This window comes from Halotia branconii CENA392 (genome assembly GCF_029953635.1).
GTDB lineage: Bacteria > Cyanobacteriota > Cyanobacteriia > Cyanobacteriales > Nostocaceae > Halotia > Halotia branconii.
In genome coordinates this window covers 5,582,981-5,600,637 of sequence record NZ_CP124543.1, presented here as the reverse complement: position 1 = coordinate 5,600,637, position 17,657 = coordinate 5,582,981, and the positions used below count along the sequence as shown (strand labels likewise).

General features: G+C 43.3%; 25 protein-coding genes. 7 read left to right on the top strand and 18 right to left on the bottom strand.

Translation table 11 applies throughout. The annotated features are described in order from the left end of the window. Positions 1-30: 30 nt before the first annotated feature. From rpsE to rplC, 17 genes are all read right to left on the bottom strand, one after another. Positions 31-558 (bottom strand): 30S ribosomal protein S5, encoded by a 528-nt coding sequence (gene rpsE / locus QI031_RS24640; protein WP_281482232.1) that lies wholly within the window; start codon positions 556-558, stop codon positions 31-33. A 329-nt stretch (positions 559-887) separates the two neighbouring features. Beyond that, positions 888-1,250: a 50S ribosomal protein L18 gene (gene rplR, locus QI031_RS24635; protein WP_281482231.1), complete on the bottom strand. Its 363-nt coding sequence runs from the start codon at positions 1,248-1,250 to the stop codon at positions 888-890. 2 nt (positions 1,251-1,252) lie between these two features. Further along, positions 1,253-1,801: a 50S ribosomal protein L6 gene (gene rplF / locus QI031_RS24630; RefSeq protein ID WP_281482230.1), complete on the bottom strand. Its 549-nt coding sequence runs from the start codon at positions 1,799-1,801 to the stop codon at positions 1,253-1,255. 211 nt (positions 1,802-2,012) lie between these two features. Further along, positions 2,013-2,414, bottom strand: coding sequence for a 30S ribosomal protein S8 (gene rpsH / locus QI031_RS24625; protein WP_281482229.1), 402 nt, complete (start codon positions 2,412-2,414; stop codon positions 2,013-2,015). A 20-nt stretch (positions 2,415-2,434) separates the two neighbouring features. After that, entirely contained in the window at positions 2,435-2,983 is a 549-nt protein-coding gene (gene rplE, locus QI031_RS24620) for a 50S ribosomal protein L5 (protein ID WP_281482228.1), read from the bottom strand. 103 nt (positions 2,984-3,086) lie between these two features. Next, positions 3,087-3,440, bottom strand: coding sequence for a 50S ribosomal protein L24 (gene rplX, locus QI031_RS24615; RefSeq protein WP_281482227.1), 354 nt, complete (start codon positions 3,438-3,440; stop codon positions 3,087-3,089). After that, entirely contained in the window at positions 3,440-3,808 is a 369-nt protein-coding gene (gene rplN, locus QI031_RS24610) for a 50S ribosomal protein L14 (RefSeq protein ID WP_281482226.1), read from the bottom strand. The genes rplX and rplN overlap by 1 nt, the downstream gene beginning before the upstream one ends. Positions 3,809-3,850: 42 nt before the next feature. Next, positions 3,851-4,102 (bottom strand): 30S ribosomal protein S17, encoded by a 252-nt coding sequence (gene rpsQ, locus QI031_RS24605; protein ID WP_281482225.1) that lies wholly within the window; start codon positions 4,100-4,102, stop codon positions 3,851-3,853. Positions 4,103-4,108: 6 nt separating this feature from the next. Next, complete coding sequence (gene rpmC / locus QI031_RS24600) at positions 4,109-4,336, bottom strand: 50S ribosomal protein L29 (RefSeq protein ID WP_281482224.1); 228 nt, start codon at positions 4,334-4,336, stop codon at positions 4,109-4,111. 9 nt (positions 4,337-4,345) lie between these two features. After that, on the bottom strand, positions 4,346-4,765 hold the full coding sequence (gene rplP, locus QI031_RS24595; protein ID WP_281482223.1) for a 50S ribosomal protein L16: 420 nt from the start codon (positions 4,763-4,765) through the stop codon (positions 4,346-4,348). Positions 4,766-4,863: 98 nt separating this feature from the next. Beyond that, positions 4,864-5,622: a 30S ribosomal protein S3 gene (rpsC, locus tag QI031_RS24590; RefSeq protein WP_281482222.1), complete on the bottom strand. Its 759-nt coding sequence runs from the start codon at positions 5,620-5,622 to the stop codon at positions 4,864-4,866. 56 nt (positions 5,623-5,678) lie between these two features. Beyond that, complete coding sequence (rplV, locus tag QI031_RS24585) at positions 5,679-6,035, bottom strand: 50S ribosomal protein L22 (RefSeq protein ID WP_281482221.1); 357 nt, start codon at positions 6,033-6,035, stop codon at positions 5,679-5,681. A gap of 135 nt (positions 6,036-6,170) precedes the next feature. Continuing rightward, positions 6,171-6,449, bottom strand: coding sequence for a 30S ribosomal protein S19 (gene rpsS / locus QI031_RS24580; protein WP_045870370.1), 279 nt, complete (start codon positions 6,447-6,449; stop codon positions 6,171-6,173). A gap of 88 nt (positions 6,450-6,537) precedes the next feature. Further along, entirely contained in the window at positions 6,538-7,401 is an 864-nt protein-coding gene (gene rplB / locus QI031_RS24575) for a 50S ribosomal protein L2 (RefSeq protein WP_281482220.1), read from the bottom strand. 77 nt (positions 7,402-7,478) lie between these two features. Then, complete coding sequence (locus QI031_RS24570; protein WP_281482219.1) at positions 7,479-7,793, bottom strand: 50S ribosomal protein L23; 315 nt, start codon at positions 7,791-7,793, stop codon at positions 7,479-7,481. Further along, positions 7,786-8,418 carry a 50S ribosomal protein L4 gene (gene rplD / locus QI031_RS24565; RefSeq protein WP_281482218.1) on the bottom strand — a complete coding sequence of 211 codons (633 nt, stop codon included), beginning with the start codon at positions 8,416-8,418 and terminating at the stop codon, positions 7,786-7,788. Before rplD ends, QI031_RS24570 begins: the two co-directional genes overlap by 8 nt. Positions 8,419-8,554: 136 nt before the next feature. Next, positions 8,555-9,196: a 50S ribosomal protein L3 gene (rplC, locus tag QI031_RS24560; RefSeq protein WP_281482217.1), complete on the bottom strand. Its 642-nt coding sequence runs from the start codon at positions 9,194-9,196 to the stop codon at positions 8,555-8,557. Between the two features lie 817 nt (positions 9,197-10,013). Here rplC and ndhN point away from each other — a divergent pair. From ndhN to QI031_RS24525, 7 genes are all read left to right on the top strand, one after another. Continuing rightward, positions 10,014-10,502 carry an NAD(P)H-quinone oxidoreductase subunit N gene (gene ndhN, locus QI031_RS24555; RefSeq protein ID WP_281482216.1) on the top strand — a complete coding sequence of 163 codons (489 nt, stop codon included), beginning with the start codon at positions 10,014-10,016 and terminating at the stop codon, positions 10,500-10,502. Positions 10,503-10,597: 95 nt separating this feature from the next. Continuing rightward, a complete protein-coding gene (locus tag QI031_RS24550) occupies positions 10,598-11,155 on the top strand; it encodes a Uma2 family endonuclease (RefSeq protein ID WP_281482215.1) in 558 nt (185 codons plus the stop codon). Between the two features lie 232 nt (positions 11,156-11,387). Beyond that, positions 11,388-12,062, top strand: a complete 675-nt coding sequence (nfi, locus tag QI031_RS24545; protein ID WP_281482214.1) for a deoxyribonuclease V — start codon at positions 11,388-11,390, stop codon at positions 12,060-12,062. Between the two features lie 103 nt (positions 12,063-12,165). Continuing rightward, the gene (locus tag QI031_RS24540) at positions 12,166-12,738 is read left to right on the top strand and encodes an FHA domain-containing protein (RefSeq protein ID WP_281482213.1); all 573 of its coding nucleotides are present in this window, start codon (positions 12,166-12,168) and stop codon (positions 12,736-12,738) included. Between the two features lie 81 nt (positions 12,739-12,819). Next, positions 12,820-14,778: an FHA domain-containing protein gene (locus QI031_RS24535; RefSeq protein ID WP_281482212.1), complete on the top strand. Its 1,959-nt coding sequence runs from the start codon at positions 12,820-12,822 to the stop codon at positions 14,776-14,778. 47 nt (positions 14,779-14,825) lie between these two features. After that, the gene (locus QI031_RS24530; protein ID WP_281482211.1) at positions 14,826-15,710 is read left to right on the top strand and encodes a CPBP family intramembrane glutamic endopeptidase; all 885 of its coding nucleotides are present in this window, start codon (positions 14,826-14,828) and stop codon (positions 15,708-15,710) included. A 343-nt stretch (positions 15,711-16,053) separates the two neighbouring features. Then, positions 16,054-16,803, top strand: a complete 750-nt coding sequence (locus QI031_RS24525) for a GDSL-type esterase/lipase family protein (RefSeq protein ID WP_281482210.1) — start codon at positions 16,054-16,056, stop codon at positions 16,801-16,803. On the opposite strand, the gene QI031_RS24520 is transcribed toward QI031_RS24525, so the two are convergent. Further along, entirely contained in the window at positions 16,748-17,368 is a 621-nt protein-coding gene (locus QI031_RS24520; RefSeq protein WP_281482209.1) for a Uma2 family endonuclease, read from the bottom strand. The genes QI031_RS24525 and QI031_RS24520 overlap by 56 nt on opposite strands. Positions 17,369-17,657: the final 289 nt, after the last annotated feature.

The window sequence follows — 17,657 nt, the reverse complement described above, 5'->3', positions numbered from 1 at the left end:
TGTTTACACAAAAACTTTGTCAGGGTAGCTCTACGATATGTAGAGTTTTTCAATAGCAATGCCCCGATCTTCAGCAACTTCAGCTAAGGTACGCAGTGTAGATAAGGCATTAACTGCGGCTCTAGCGTTGTTGAGTGGATTATTGGAGCCTAGTTGCTTAGCTAGCACGTTACGAACTCCTGCCAATTCCAGCACAGTCCGGACAGCACCACCAGCAATTACCCCAGTACCGGGTGCAGCTGGGCGCATAATTACTTTAGCGCCACCACCGACACCATCAATAGGATGGGGAATCGAGTTAGATTTGGTGATGGGAATGTCAATCAAGTGTTTTTTACCATCAGCTACGCCTTTTTTAACAGCACCAATGACATCTGAGGCTTTGCCTACTCCTACACCAACTTGGCCACGTTCGTTGCCGACGACTACAATCGCTCGGAAGCTAAGTTTTTTACCTCCTTTGACGACCTTGCTCACGCGCCGGATCTGAATAACTCGTTCTTGCCAGTTGGTTTCTTCTTTCTTTGTGCGATTAGCTTTACGACGACCAGTTGCCATAATCAAATGCTCTCTTTTAGTCAGTTGTCATACCATTTCACGAAATTATTGATATCAAATTACTTTTCTTACTCCCCCTGCCTCCCCTGCTTCCCCTGCTTGCCCAAATGTATCAACTTTAAAGTGAAACGGTATCAGTTGTCAGCGATGCACTGAGTTTCGACTGCGCGGTAATCGAGCGAAGTCGAGATTCAACTACCGTTTGTCGAAGTGTTGTCAGTTGTCAGTTGCTACTGACTATTGACCGACGATCAGTTGCTATAATCAAATGCTTTCTTTTAGTCAGTTGTCAGTTGTTAGTTGCTACTGATCATTGACCACTGACCGATTTAGAAATCTAAACCAGCCTCGCGTGCTGCATCAGCTAGTGCTTTGATTCGACCATGATATAGGTTGCCACCACGATCAAAGACTACTTGGGTGATGCCTTTTTCTAGCGATCGCGCTGCGATTAATTTGCCGACTTGCACTGATGCTTCACAATTAGAGCCTGAAGCTAAACTAGATTTTAATTCTGGTTCTACAGTTGAGGCTGCTACGATGGTTTGATGTTGTGTATCATCAATTACCTGGGCGTAAATATGCTCACGGGAACGAAACACAGATAAACGCGGCCGTTCTGAGGAGCCATTCACTTTACCACGGACACGTCGATGGCGACGTTGTTTTGATTCTCTACGAGTAAGTTTCATTTTTACTTCTTACCACTCTTACCAGTCTTACCAGCTTTGCGTCTGACTACTTCGCCGGCATAACGAATACCTTTACCTTTGTAAGGTTCCGGTGGACGAACGTCACGAATTTTAGCTGCTGTGTTGCCTACAATCTCTTTGTCGTAGCCGCTAACAATGACGTTAGTGTTACCTTCGACTGTAAATTGGATTCCTTCTGGCGGAACAATTTGTACTTGATGGCTGTAACCCATATTCAAAACTAAGTTACGCCCTTGAAGTTGGGCGCGATAACCAACACCTTGGATCTCCAATCGGCGCTGAAAACCTTGGGAAACTCCCTCAACCATGTTGGCAACTAAAGTGCGGCTTAAGCCGTGCATTTGCCTAGAGGTACGAGATTCGTCCCGGCGGGTTACTTGTAAAATTTCCCCTTCTTGAGAGACTATGACGTTGGTAGGCAGATCGCGAGAAAGTTCCCCTTTCGGGCCTTTAACTACAACCCTTGCGCCATCAATCGTTACTTGTACTTTGGCGGGAATAGTAATTGGACGTTTACCAATACGAGACATAGCTTTTTGTCCTTTGTCAGTTGTCAGTCAGTGCGGTCTTCTCCCCAGGGGAGACGCTAAAAGCGATGGGGGTTTCTCCCATGAGCAACTGACGCTAGCGTAAAGCCTACGGCATGGCTTCGCTTAGAGCGACGTTAGGAGCGTCACCCGAAGGGTCAGTTGTCAGTTGTCAATGAAAATTGACCATTGACTTTTGACTTTTGACTTTTAGCTACCAAATGTAGCAAAGTACTTCACCACCCACGTTTTGACGGCGTGCTTCCCGGTCGGTCATGATCCCACTAGATGTAGAAATAATGGCAATGCCAATACCACCTAATACTCTTGGTAAGTCTTTTTGGTTGGAATAAACACGCAAACCTGGTTTACTTACACGCTTTAAGGCAGTAATTAGCGGCTGGCGACTCTTACCCTTGTATTTTAAGGAAATCACCAGATTACGCTTTACTCCTTCTTCTGCTTCTGCAAACTCACCAATAAATCCTTCCTCCTGTAGTACTTTAGCAATACTCCGGGTCATTTTTGTCGCTGGCACTTGTGTAGTTTGATGCCGCGCCATATTGGCATTGCGGATGCGCGTCAGCATATCTGCAATTGTGTCGTTAGCCGCCATCGTTCCCTCTTTAGATGAACTTATTGATCGCGAAAGGGCATTCCCATTTCCTTAAGTAAGGCGCGGCCCTCTTCGTCGTTTTTCGCACTTGTGATGATGGAGATATCCATACCACGGATTTGATCGATGCTGTCATATTCTACTTCTGGAAAAATGAGTTGTTCTCTCACACCCAGAGTATAGTTACCACGACCATCAAAACTTTTAGGACTAACGCCGCGAAAGTCTCTAATCCTGGGCAATGCCAAGCTGATGAGTCGATCGACAAATGCGTACATCCGTTCGCCCCGGAGTGTCACCATGATGCCAACAGGCATCCCTTGACGAATTTTGAAGCCAGCGATCGCTTTTTTCGCCCTTGTTACTACTGGCTTTTGACCAGTAATTAAGGCAATTTCGCTTAAAGATGCTTCTAAGGCTTTAGCATTTTGCGCTGCTTCCCCTAAACCTCTGTTAATAGTCACCTTCACCAATTTGGGTACTTGATGTATGTTGGTGTATTGAAACTGATTAGTTAGTTTAGGGACGATTGTCTCTTGGTATAAGTTTTTGAGTCTTGTTGTTGCCATAATTTTTATCCTGATTATCCCTGGGCTTGGTCAGGGAATAAAGTTATGAGTTATTTAGTTATGAATTAAATTAAATTCCTAACTCTTTACTTTTAACTCCTAACTATTTATCTAGAATCTCGCCAGTTTTCTTGAGTTTTCTCACCTTTTTACCTTCTGGTGTAAAGGTGTAACAAACACGACTTGCAACGTTTTGCTTATTAGAATAAAGCATCACATTGGAGCTATGGATGGGAAATTCTTGGGTGACAATGCGCCCTGATTCACCTTCTTGTTGGGGTTTAACGTGCTTGGTTTTAATATTTACGCCTTTGATTAAAACCTTGCTGAGTTGAGGAAGTGCTTTAATAACTTCACCAACTTTGCCTTTGTCTTTACCGGCAATTACTTGTACAGTATCACCAGTTTTGACGTGCATTTTGTAGAATACTTTGGGCTTATTGTGTTTGGTTGCCATTACAGCACCTCCGGAGCCAGAGAAACAATTTTGGTGAAGCTTTTATCGCGTAATTCCCGTGCTACAGGGCCAAAAACCCGTGTGCCTCTAGGATTACCATCTTTGTTGATGATGACTGCGGCGTTATCGTCAAAGCGAATGGTCATGCCGCTGTCCCGACTAATATGATGGCGGGTGCGGACGATCACTGCTTCTACGACATCAGATTTTTTGACTGCCATGTTGGGGATAGCATCTTTGACAACAGCAATAATCTTGTCGCCGATGAAACCATAACGGCGGTTGCCTCCACCTAAGATGCGGATGCACATTAGTTTACGAGCACCGCTATTGTCTGCGACATTAAGATAAGTTTGGGGTTGAATCACAATAGGTCTCCCTTGTTTAAGTTGTTAGTTAAATAACAACTATTAAGTTGTAGCTTTAGTATTCAGGACTTCTTTAACTTGCCAGCGCTTGGTTTTGCTCAGAGGTCTAGTTTCCTGAATCCGCACGCGATCGCCCACTTTGCAGTTATTGTCTTCATCGTGAGCTTTATAGCGCCGGGTTTGAACTACAATCTTGCCGTACTTAGGATGGGGAGCGCGGTTTTCTACAGCAACTACCACCGTTTTTTGCATTTTGTCGCTCACTACCAAGCCAACTCGTTCTTTGATTGCCATAATTTCCTACTTTTCTTCTTGAGGCGATTGACTTGCTGCTCGTTTGCGTTCTGTTTCTACAGTTAGCAATTGAGCTAGACGATGCCTTGCATGTCGAAACTGGTGAGGTTTTTCGAGTTGTCTTGTGGCTTTTTGCAAGCGCAACTGAAATAGTTGTCTTTTAATAGCGAGAATTTCTTGAGCCAGTTTCTCGTCACTTAATTCTCTAGCTTCTGAAATTTTGGGAAGAGGCATGACCTACTCCTACTCCTGTGGTTGAGAGCGCACAATAAATTTAGTTTTTATGGGCAATTTGTATGCAGCTAAACGCATAGCTTCACGGGCTACTTCTTCGGAAACGCCAGCGATTTCAAACATAATTCGCCCTGGCTTGACTACTGCTACCCAAAATTCTGGCGAACCTTTACCAGAACCCATCCGGGTTTCAGCTGGACGCATGGTTACAGGCTTATCAGGGAAAATCCGAATCCAGATTTGTCCACCCCGACGAATATAACGGGTCATGGCTCGTCGTGAAGCCTCGATTTGGCGAGAGGTGATCCAAGCGGGTTCTTGAGCTTGGAGGGCAAAATCACCAAAATTAATGGTGCTACCACGGCTGGCTAAACCTTCCATCCGTCCGCGTTGTTGTTTGCGGAATTTAGTTCTTCTAGGACTTAACATGACTAGGTACTAGGGATTTAAGAATTAGAGATTGGGAATTAGGAATTAAGGACTTGAATCTAGTATTTTTCTAGCCTCTAGCCTCTAGCCTCTAGCCCCTATCCTTCATTAGAACGGTCTTCAAATTGCTGGCGACGGCGTTGTTGTTGTTGACGACGACGAGGTTCGCGATCGCGTGTGGTTGGTTGAGATGGAGTTTCTTCTTGTCCAGGAATAACTTCTCCTTTAAACACCCACACTTTGATACCCAGAATGCCGTAAACTGTTTTGGCTGTGCAGTAAGCATAATCAATATCTGCCCTGAGGGTATGTAAAGGCACTCTACCTTCACGAGTCCACTCTGTCCGGGCAATTTCTGCACCGTTGAGCCGTCCGCTGACTTGAATTTTAATACCTTGAATACCAGCTCTTTGGGCGCGCTGAATTGCTTGGCGTACCACTCGTCTAAAAGAAACTCGGCGTTCTAATTGTTGAGCAATATATTCACCAATTAGGTAAGCATCAGCATCAACTCGTTGTACCTCAACTACGTTAATCCGAATTTGGCGATTGCCGCCCAATAGATCTTGGAGTCCGGTACGCAATGCTTCTATGCCTTGTCCACCACGACCTACAACCACACCTGGTCGAGCTGTGCGGATTTCTAGGTCGATTTGATCTGCCTTACGCTCAATTCGCACTTCGGAAATTCCGGCGTTGTTTTGAGCGAGTCTACCGAGCTTTTGTTCTATGTATTTACGGAGTTTGTGATCTTCTTGGAGAAGTTCTGGATAGCGTTCAGGAACGGCAAACCAACGAGATTGATGTTCTTGTGTAATACCCAGACGGAAACCGACTGGATGTATTTTTTGTCCCACAAATACTTCCTCTAAAATTTCTTACTTTACGCAATTTTTTGTGTTTATTTACCTACTCAGCTATTAGGATCAGCACCAACAGCTAAAGTAATGTGACACGTCGGTTTGCGAATCTGGTAAGCTCGTCCCTGCGCCCTAGGTTGGAACCGTTTTAGGACTGGCCCTTGGTCTGCATAAGCCTGGGTAATCACCAATTGAGTGCGATCTAATCCAGCATTATGCTCGGCATTAGCCGCAGCGCTTCTGAGCAGTTTTAATACTGGTTCAGTGGCGCGATAAGGCATAAATTCCAGAACAATTAACGCTTCTCGGTACGATCGCCCGCGAATTTGATCGAGGACTCGACGTACTTTAAAGGGAGACATGCGTATGTAACGAGCGATCGCTTTGACTTCAGTCGTATCAACAGCCATATTTTTCTCCTTTTGTCAGTTGTCAGTTGTCAGTTGTTAGTTGTTAGTTGTTTTTAATCTGGTTTAGTATCCCAATCTTGCAAATGTCGTAGTCTTACCAAACATAGTTGCCACTGACCACTGACCACTAACTACTTACCTACCTGATTTTTTGTCGCTTTTGCCATGACCCCTATAAGTACGTGTTGGGGCAAATTCACCCAACTTATGTCCTACCATCTGCTCATTGACAAAAACAGGAACGTGTTGTCGTCCATTATGAACTGCGATCGTATGACCTACCATCAATGGCAAAATTGTCGAGGCTCTCGACCAAGTTTTAATAACTTGTTTTTCATTTTTGGCATTCAGCTTTTCAATTTTGCTAAGCAGATGGTCAGCAACGAAAGGACCTTTTTTTAGAGAACGACCCATAATTTAATTTTGGATTTTAGATTTTAGATTTCGGATTTTGGACAATTAGGTATCTCAACTGAGTTTTCCCCATTTAAAATCCAAAATTTTAGGATTGACGACCACCACGACCGCGCTTAGAAGACTTACGGCGGCGACGCACGATCAATTTACTACTAGCTTTTTTAGGTTTGCGTGTTTTTGCACCCAAGGTAGGTTTACCCCAAGGAGTAACAGGACCAGCTCTACCGATAGGCGCTCTACCTTCACCACCGCCATGTGGGTGGTCAACGGGGTTCATCACACTACCTCTAACTTTAGGACGGCGACCTTTCCAGCGATTTCTTCCTGCTTTACCCGCACTGAGATTTCGCGCATCGGTATTGCCTACTTGGCCAATGGTGGCATAACATTCCCGGCGAATTAAGCGGACTTCTCCTGAAGGTAATTTGAGAGTTACGTATTTACCTTCTTTCGCTACAACTTGCGCTGTAGCACCAGCTGCACGCACAATTTGACCACCCTTACCGGGAGTCAATTCTACATTGTGAACTCCTGTACCTAAAGGTATATTCGAGAGTGGTAAAGCATTGCCATCTTCAATAGGAGCTTCTGGGCTGGCAATAACTGTTGTCCCAACTTTCAAATTATTGGGATGGAGAATGTACCGCTTTTCGCCATCTTCATAAACCAATAAAGCAATCCGAGCATTGCGATTTGGATCGTATTCAATTGCTGTTACCGTGGCAGTAATATCACGCTTATTCCGTTTAAAATCAATGATCCGATAAAGCTGTTTGTGGCCGCCACCCCGGCGACGGCTAGTTATCCGCCCTTGATTATTTCGGCCTTTGGCACGATGTTTGTACTCAGTGAGTGACTTTTCCGGCTCTGTTTTGGTAATTTCCGCAAAGTCGGAGATCGTAACTTGGCGAGTACTGGGGGTATAGGGGCGATAAGAACGAGTACCCATAATTAAATTTCGAGTTGTGAGTTTTAAGTTAGAAGTTAGGAGTTAGCGATAATTCGTAACTCATCATTCATAACTTTTTAAAGTTCTGGGAACAGAACTTGTCTAATCTTCTCTTCATCCCCAGACGCGACAGTGACGATGGCTCGTTTGTATTGGGGTTTATAACCAATAAATTTACCTACACGCCGTTTTTTACGTGGGGGTAATGCAGTATTGATTTTGACAACTTTGACTTGAAACAAGTCTTCAATTGCTGCTTTAATTTCTGGCTTGCTTGCTTTAGGAGTGACTTCAAATGTGTATTTGTTCTGCTCCATCAAGATGGTCGCTTTTTCTGTAACAATTGGGCGACGCACTAAATCAGCAAGGTGACGGGGGTCAAGGTTAGGCACTATAGACCTCCTGAATTTTTTCTAGGGCTGATGCCGTAACGACAATTTTGTCAGCGTGCAGCAAATCATAAACGTTTAGCTGGTCAGCTGGTATTAGCTTTAAATTCTGTACGTTGCGGGCAGACAAATAAACGTTCTCCGCAATGTCAGCCAAAATTAATAGTGCTTTATTATCTGGTTCTACGCCCCAACGAGTTAGCGCTGCTATCAATTCTTTAGTTTTCGGGCGGGCTAGCTCGTTGCTAAATTCTTCTACCACGATCAAGTCGTCAGCACGGCTTACCAGTGCTGTCCGCAATGCTAAACGCCGTTCTTTGCGATTTAACTTGACGTTGAAGTCTCTAGGCTTAGGCCCAAAAATTACGCCACCACCACGCCATAATGGTGAACGAATAGATCCGGCACGGGCGCGGCCTGTACCTTTTTGCCGCCAAGGTTTTCGACCGCCGCCTCTAACTTCTGCACGAGTTTTTGTACTGGCTGTTCCTTGACGAGAATTGGTCATTTGCCGAACCAATGCTCTATGCACTACGTGTGCTGCTGTTTCTTCTTTAGCAACTCGCAATTCAAAGGTCGTCTGTCCGACTTGTTCTCCTTGCCAATTTTTAACTACACTTTCTACCATTTTTATGTCCTTTGTCAGTTGTCAGCGATGCACTGAGTTTCGACTGCGTGGCAATCGAGCGAAGTCGAGATTCAACTACCGCGTAGTTAGAAGTGTGGTCAGTGGTCAGTAGTGACTAACAACTGACGGCTAACAGCTATTTTTTGCTACCAACTTTCTTTGCGGGTAGAACATTCACTAAGGAACCTGGTTTACCAGGAATGGCTCCTTTAATTAGCAGTAAGTTGCGTTCTACATCTACTCGCACTACAGTCAACTTGCTGATTGTGATGCGCTTTCCGCCTAAACGCCCTGCCATCCGTTTACCGGGATAAACACGACCGGGTGTCGTACCAGCACCGATGGAACCTGGCGCTCTGTGATTTTTGGAACCGTGAGACATCGGCCCACGACCAAAATTATTACGCTTTTGGTTGCCGGCGAAACCGCGACCGATACTTGTACCAACTACATCTACAATTTGACCAACACTAAAAATATCTGCTTTAATCTCTTGACCTAAAGCATAATCACTAGTGGCATCTGTGTGATACTCGTTTAAGTGACGCAACGCAGGGGCAGATGATTTTGCCAGATGACCTAGTAGCGGTCTGTTTAATGCCTTTGGTTTGACTGCGCCAAAGCCGACTTGAATGGCGGCGTAACCATCAGTCTGTTTCGTTTTAATTTGGGTAACGGTGCATGGACCAGCTTGAACTACGGTGACAGGAATAGCTACTCCTGCTTCGTCAAACACTTGGGTCATGCCCAGCTTGGTGCCGAGAATACCTACAGACACAGTAACTGGCTCTCCTTTCTACTTACTGACCTTGGAATTGGATTCTGTTAAGACACGCTGTGTAGCCGTTGGTTGAGGGTGGACGATCCTCTAGAATGCCGTGGCAATTTCTCCTGGACACAACAAGCTGTGCCTTTACTGCTTGATGAATCCGTTTATTTTCACTCACCCTCTTACCAGAACAGCCACAAGCTTCTTCCCAATGGAAAGCAATAACTTCTGGAATTGAGGCAATGCTTTAGAGCTTTGCGCTTCGTGCAGCAATGCTTTCGTCCAAGCATCTGCTTTGGCACTTTGCTGATTGTAGTAGGACTTAAGCGTTGCTTTTTCGCTCAGTATCCGTTAACTGAGGCTGATGCAACGTCATAAACCAACATCACTGCTCAGTTTCTACTCCACTAAACACCTTAAACTATAGCTTAAGGTCTTGTCTGGTTTTTTTAGGGGCTACAGGAGTGATTGTAGTCTGGAGCTTTGGTTTTTTGGCCTCTGGCTCCTTGTCTTGACCTGAAAGCTTTTCTAGTTTACCAGTTTGCTGCCAATTTAAACTAGCTTATACTCTTTAAATTTGAGTCATCAGCTTTTAATGCTAACACCAGTTTTCAATGGCAGTAAAAGGTATTCTATTTTAGGCGTTTGGTCACAATCTAATAATATAAATCATTTCATTATCTTTGTCTATATTTTTTTAGATCAATTTGTGACTTTGCAATGGGGTATGAGGAAGCTAATCTAAACTTATACGTTAGTTATCTGAGTTAATCACTCCGTTGACAGTAAATAATAGAGATATCTAGGTGGGACAAAACAAAAATCTATGGCACTAATTACCACTGGCAACGGTTTAATTCGCGATCTGGAAAAATTTGGCTCTCTTGGCGTGTATATTCCTTTGGAGGGAGGATTTGAAGGTAGATATCAACGGCGACTGCGGGCGGCTGGTTATACTACCCTCCACATTACCGCTAGGGGGTTGGGTGATGTAGCTGCTTATCTGACAGGAGTTCATGGAGTGAGGCCGCCACATCTAGGTAAGAAAAGTACTGGTAGTGGCGCGGCAGTAGGTTATACATATTATTTGCCGCCGATTGTTAACTATCAACTAGAACAGCTATCACCAAAGTCAAAGGGGTTAGTTGTGTGGATGATAGAAGGACATATTCTTTCTGATCAGGAAGTGGAATTTTTAGCAACTTTGCCTAGCTTAGAACCACGAGTTAAGGTGATTGTTGAAAGAGGTGGCGATCGCACTTTTCGTTGGCAATCGCTAAAAGAGACTTACTCTGCTAGCTATCAAGCTGTGTAATTAATTAACTTTTGGGCGATCGCTCCTGTCAAGATGCGATCGCCCATTTTTTCTAACCACAGATACTATTTTCCCCTAGCCTTTGTTATTTACTTATGACTATTGCCAGTCAACCCCAACTAACTTTAGACGCGTTCCTCAAACTACCGGAAACTGAACCAGCATCAGATTTTATCAATGGAGACATCATTCAAAAACCCATGCCTCAAGGTGAACATAGCTTGCTCCAAGCTACTTTTTGCGAAACAATAAACGGCATAGCTAAAAGCCAAAAAATTGCTTACGCTTTGCCAGAACTGCGTTGTACCTTTGGCGGTGCTTCTGTTGTTCCTGATGTGTCTGTGTTTCGCTGGCATAGAATCCCTAAAACTTCATCTGGCAGAATTGTTAATCGCTTTGAAATTCATCCCGACTGGGCAATTAAGATTCTTTCCCCAGACCAAAGGTTAAAAAAAGTATTGAGTAAGTTATTGCATTGTTCACGCAATGGTACTGAAATTGGCTGGTTAATCAATCCGGAAGATGAAAGTGTGCTAGGGATTTTTCCTGGTCAACGAGTGGAATTATATGAAGGTGCTGATAAATTACCAATTCTTGAGGGTATTGAATTGGAACTAACAGCCCAACAGGTTTTTAGTTGGTTGAGTTTATGATAAAAAGCGTAAACACAGGAAACAGAAAATAAATACAAATTTACTGAGTTGTTTCAAAAGTTTTAAAAGTTTTGGGCGAAGATAATTCGTCACTATACAAGCAAAGTCCGCGTAGACAAACTAATTGATTATACAAATTTTGTACAATTATCAAAATAGTAGAAAGTGTTGTTTTTTCTATATTAAAAGATGCTAATCAATTGAATTTAATCATTAAATACAGCTTTTAAATATGAAAATTTATCAAAGTCATGCTTGGCCTTTGACAGTTGAGGAAGCTATAGCTATCCAAGAAAAGTTACGGAATCAAGTAATTACTGAAGATCAACTTCAAGAATCTGTGCAGTACGTTGCTGGTGTGGATATGGGCTTTGAAGCCAATGGAACGATTAGCCGGGCAGCAGTAGCAGTGCTGAGTTTTCCTGATTTGCAAGTAGTCGAGACAACTTTAGCCTACCGTCCGACATCATTTCCCTATATTCCTGGTTTCCTTTCATTTCGGGAAATCCCAGCGGTATTGGATGCCTTAGAAAAAGTAGAAACAACACCAGATATTATTTTGTGTGATGGTCAAGGCATTGCCCATCCTCGAAGATTGGGTATAGCCAGTCATTTAGGTTTACTGTTGGATCTGCCTACCATTGGTGTAGCAAAATCATTGTTAATTGGTAAGCATGAAGAATTACCAGAAACTAGAGGTAATTGGCAACCATTGATACACAAAGGCGAAATAATAGGGGCCGCTTTGCGATCGCGGACAAAAGTCAAACCTGTGTATGTCTCTAGTGGTCATAAAGTGAGTTTATCTACAGCAATTAACTATGTACTACGCTGTACACCCAAATATCGACTACCAGAAACCACACGTATTGCTGACAAACTAGCATCTGCAAGATCAAGCAAATAATATCGATATTGATTTGTTGAAGTTTGTTCTAAATACTTGCTTGCTACTACTGACTCGTGTTAGGAATCGCACAGGAAGAAGTTGAAGTAGCTACATTAAAACAATGAATGCACTAACTTTGCAGTGGCACGATGCAGGTCAAGATAAAACACAGAATATTTATGAACAACAACCCAGCAAAAATACTGGAACTGTCCGCATCGGTCGTGATCCAGTGCGGTGCGATATTGTTGTAAGTAACCCGACCGTATCTGGTCTACATGTAGAAATATTTTTTCATCCTCAACAGCAACAGTTTTTAATTAGAAATCTGCGATCGCAAAATCCCCCCTTAATAAATGGACAGCAACTAGCCCAAGGTGAAATGCCTTTAAATCAAGGAAGTGTGATTTGTTTGGGTCAAATGCAATTCCAAGTTACTGCTGTTGCAATTAATAATATTCCAGCAACTATATTAGTACCACCACAACCAGCAGTAGCAAATCTGCATCCACAGCAGCCACAAGTACAGCCGAGGCATCATTACCATCCACCAACACCACCACAAGGAATTTATGGCTTAGAGTGTCCTAAATGTCATAAAGTTTCCCCTGGTGAAAATCTGCAAATTGGCTGTCCTTGGTGTGGTACATCTTTAGCTGCGGCAGTGAGTGTATTAGTAGCACCTAGTAATTAAGCAGGGGAGGCAGGGGAGGCAGGGGAAGCAATAAGAATAACAACTGACCAATGACAACTGACAACTGACAACTGACCAACAATGACTAACTTACAAATTCAATTAAGTTGGGAAGATCCGGCGACGGGAGAACAGCGAGAACCAAATTTGAGTGTACCCATCGCTTTTGGTCGAGAGTTCGCCCGTTTACCTGCTGAACTAGCAGGTAAGCGCGTTGCCAGAATGTTGCTTAACAGTAACGAAGTTTCTCGTTATCACGCTTTGATTGACTATGAACACAACCAATTGGTGGTAATTGATCAAGGCAGCGTTAACGGTGTATTCGTCAATGGTCAGCGACAGGTGCGTAGTACCCTAACTAATGGGGATACTTTGCAAATTGGCCCTTACATGATGACGGTGAGGTTTAATGTTAACGCAACTACACAAGCCACCAGTCCGCCGTCAATGATTCAGTTTAACCCTAATACTAATCTCCCAGACCCTAGCTTACCTCCAGTAGCTCAGCCGATATCACCCATAAGTAGCACTTTTCCACCACCAGCATTTCAGGCAGAAAAAGTGGTTGTACAAGCACTTCACGCTACAGGTTTACCAGTAGATGAATGTGATTATTTGGCAATTGGGGCAGGACTAGGTAGTTTTGTGTGGGTTGATTTACTGCGAATTAGTGGTGTACGTGCTGATCGAATCGTGGCTTTGGGATTGGAGAGTGAACCGTATGCGCGTTACAAACGCCTCTGTCTTAATTCGCAAATTCCTTTATATGAAAGATTACGTTCTAATTCTGACTCTTGCCCTGATAATATTTGGGGCTGGCCTAGTTACGCTTTGAGGGAAGCTTGGCATGATTTGAGCAAAGGTCAGTTTAATTCAATGTTCAAGTATTTATGGCAGGTGTTCGCTGAACCAACCTTTGCCGAAACTTATACGCCCCGCGCAGGTAATGTCTTCGATTCGATAGATCGAGAGGTCAAGCGCATTGGCTGGAATCAAATCTATCGCTATGGGCGAGTTAGGGCAATTCGCAAAACTGATGATGGCAGATATTGCGTAGCTTATTCTCGCGGCCCAGGCAACTATGCTTTTTTAGTTAGTCGTTATTTACATTTAGCTACTGGATATCCAGCTATCCAGTTTCTTCCAGATTTACAAGCTTATAGGGGAAAATATCAAGATTTTAAGTCTGTTGTCAATGCTTATGAAGCACACGACCATGTTTATGAGCAACTAGAAAGACAAGGTGGTACTGTCTTGATTCGGGGGCGAGGAATTGTAGCTTCGCGGATTGTGCAGCGGATTTATGAAGCGAGAAAGCGAAATCAGAAGATCACAGTTTTGCATTTAATGCGATCGCCTAAACCTCAAGGTAACAAATTTCAAAAGTCTCAGCGGCTAGTCAAAAATCACTACGAATTTCAACCGTTTAACTGGCCGAAAGCTTGTTGGGGTGGTGAACTCCGTGTCATGTTAGAAAATGCTAGTCCTGAAGAACGCCAGCGTTTATTAGCAGACTGGGGCGGTACAACTACCGCAGATCGCTATGACTGGCAGCAGATTACCGAACAAGGGTTAAAAGAAGGTTGGTATCAAATTACTTTTGGCGAAGTTTTAAGTGTAGAACAAGATGCTCAAAATCGCACTATTACCCATATCAAAGAAAAAGGCTTGGGAGAAATGAAACTAGCGGCTGACTTTATTGTTGATGCTACCGGACTTGATGCCAAGGTGGAAGCAAATCCTTTGCTGGCTGATTTGGTGAAACATTACAGTCTGCCGTTGAATTATCTAGGGCGGTTGGTGGTAGCCAACAATTTTGAATTAGTAGAAATGCGTAGTGCAAAAGGTCAAATGTATGCGTCTGGGGCAATTACCCTAGGTGGTCCTTATGCAGCAGTTGATAGTTTTTTGGGCTTGCAGTATTCGGCATTAGTTGCAGTGAACGGACTTGTAGCTGCCCGTGCGCCTGGAGTTCATCCCTTAAATCCTGTAACTTCCTTTCAGCAGTGGCTAAAGTGGGTGTTTAATCAATCGCCTTAGTTCGGTAAGAGCAAAAAAATTATTGGCGATCGCCCACTATATTATTTATGACAAATCAGTATCTTGATCACCCATTCCACAAGCTTAAAGTTCGCAATTTACTATTGCGGGGTTTGCTGATTAGCTTGAGTCTAGGTATTGTACTAGGGTTAGTACAAGGGATTAGTAAACTGAAATTGAATAATCAAGTCTTGAGTTTAAGCCTCTACTTTTTAATATTTGGGTTACTTTGTCTTTGGCAATTAGTAGAATTGCATCGCTTAGGAATCAATCTCAGATATATAGTAGGCAGAGTACCAGAAAACTACAAATGGCTTAAAACTTTAGGCTTGGTGATTATCATCATCTTATTTTCCCTTAGTGCTTATCTTGTATCGTTTTCCCTAATATCGTTAATCGCTCCTAATTTCGTAGAAGGAATTTTGCGCCAACTTGCTAGCAATCCATCTCCAAGTCGTTCTGCGCCACTGTTTGTTAATCTGTTAGGAGCGATCGCTTACATCATATTTGCTCCCATCGCAGAGGAATTTCTATTTCGGGGAATTATTTTGCAGCGTTGGGCGGCTAAGTGGGGTATTCGAGCTGCTTTGGTGGTTTCGTCGCTGTTATTTGGAGTTTTACATGCAAATGTCTTGGGATTATCGGTTTTTGGTCTTGTGATGGGGGTTTTATACATCAAAACCCGCACATTGATTGTCCCGATCGCCTGTCATGCATTGAACAATTTACTAGCTGTGTCAATGGGGCTGTTAGCTAATCCCCAGACTACCTCAGCTGCTAACAGCTTAGAACAATTACGTTCTAGCTGGTGGTTGGGGATTTTGCTAATGCTGGTATCACTTTCTTTATTAGTTCGCTTTTTTTCACGGAATTGGCCTTACAAAGATGCTTCAGTTCCTTACTTAGTCAATGCTTCTCAAGCAAAGATGTAATATCGTGTCCGGTTAAAGACTCATGATTAAGATCGCAGGGGGCATACTTCGGCTTGCTTCGACTGCGCGGCAGTTGAGCGAAGTCGAAACTCAGCAACCAACGCTCAGTAACCAGGGGAAAAGAGGGTTTGATGGTTTCTGCACAGAGGGGGAAATTATAAATAATTACACGGACATGATGTAAGTCAGTTTATCTGCGATCGCAAATGTGATGATAGAGACAACTTTAATGAAATTCTGAGGAAGACAGTTTAGTTATTAGATGAATTTTTAATGTTTGACCTTTAATGGTATAGAAATGTATAGACTCTTGTAGAGATATAAATTATAGTTTTTATTTAACATGCAAACATTCAAGCTTCCTTCCTCAATGCAGCTGTCTGTAACATCAAACCCTCGTCAGCCTTTGAAGATCCTCGCACTGGGGGATAGCTTAGTTTACGGATTTGGCGATCCAGAAAAGGGAGGTTGGGTAGAACAGCTGCGACGCTGGTGGATGTTGCCAGATAATGCCGGTCATGTTCTTTACAATTTAGGGGTAAGGGGCGATCGCACACAGCAAGTAGCAAAAAGACTGGAAGTAGAATTTCGTCATCGAGGTGAACTGCGAAATCGCGTTCCTGACTTGATTATTCTGTCTGTAGGGGGAAATGATTCAGCACGGTTATCTCGTCCCAATGGGCGGAATTATACAGATTTTGCTGAGTTTGAATCAGAAATCGCTTCTCTATTAGATCTGGCTCAACAGCTTTGTCCTGTGTTGTTTGTAGGCATGGTTCCAGTAAATGAAACCAAAATGCCATTTCTAGATTGCTTATATTACAATCACGCCGATCAGTATCGCTATAAAGAAGCTACTAAAGTTGCTTGCAATAAACGGCAGATTCCCTATTTGGATACTTTTGAGCAATGGATGCAACGTGGCGAAGCTTGGCGACTCAACCGTCTCAGCGTAGATGGTCTGCACCCTAATACTCTGGGTTATCAAGCATTGCTAGAGGATGTACTTGATTGGGAAGCACTTGCTAACTATCATGCTAAATTTGATTTTCAGATGGAACCATCTTCAAAAGCGCCTGTTGAAAAGTCTTGATCGCGTCAACATGATTTACCATATTAATGCAGCGTAACAACAAATCCAGATCGATTCCTTTGACCTCTTCACTATTGGAAATCCTTTCATAATTAAGTGCGTTGCTCTCTTGCCGCAAGTGGTAAATTTCTAATACGCCATCTTCCCAAAACCACACTTCAGGAATTAATAGGCGCTTGTATGCCTCCAGCTTGTTGATCCCTCCACTGGTAAATACCACCTCAATTGCTAAGTCAGGACGCACTCGACCGGGAGCAAGTTTATAAGACTTATCCGCCTCTCGCTTCACTGCACCAGATTCACTTTCCAAGGTCATTGAGCCAGTTGGAGTAAAGTCAAACCCTGCCACGAGCAAAAAAAGTTCCAACAATGCGCCAAGCCTTTCTTTAACGGTTTCGTGTGCTTCTCCTGGCATTCTTCGGATCTCCAAAACTCCATCTAGAAAAGACAGGCGATATCCCGGACGGTCTAACAACTGCTCAACAGCTTTAAATTCTCTCCAGGTTAGTCCTTCAAACAACAGAGGTAATTCTTTTTTTGGCGTTAAAATCACTGCTGGGATCATAAAAGTCTCCAGTCTGTTCCTAAATGAGCAATAATCAGGTGTAGGGTGCTGACTTCTTATTTTGGTAGCGAGATGATTGTCTGCTGCCGACCTCTAATTTTATGATAATTTCTCAGGATTTACCCGCAACAAAAAGACAAACTGCTGGGTGATACCATTTCACGAAAAATTTGATACAGTAAACCTCTCAAGGTTTACTGTATCTAGGTTTTTTAATTGCGAATTGCGAATTGCGACTTGCGAATTGTGAATTGGTATGAGTCTGTCTCAAGTTCAATAAATCACATAT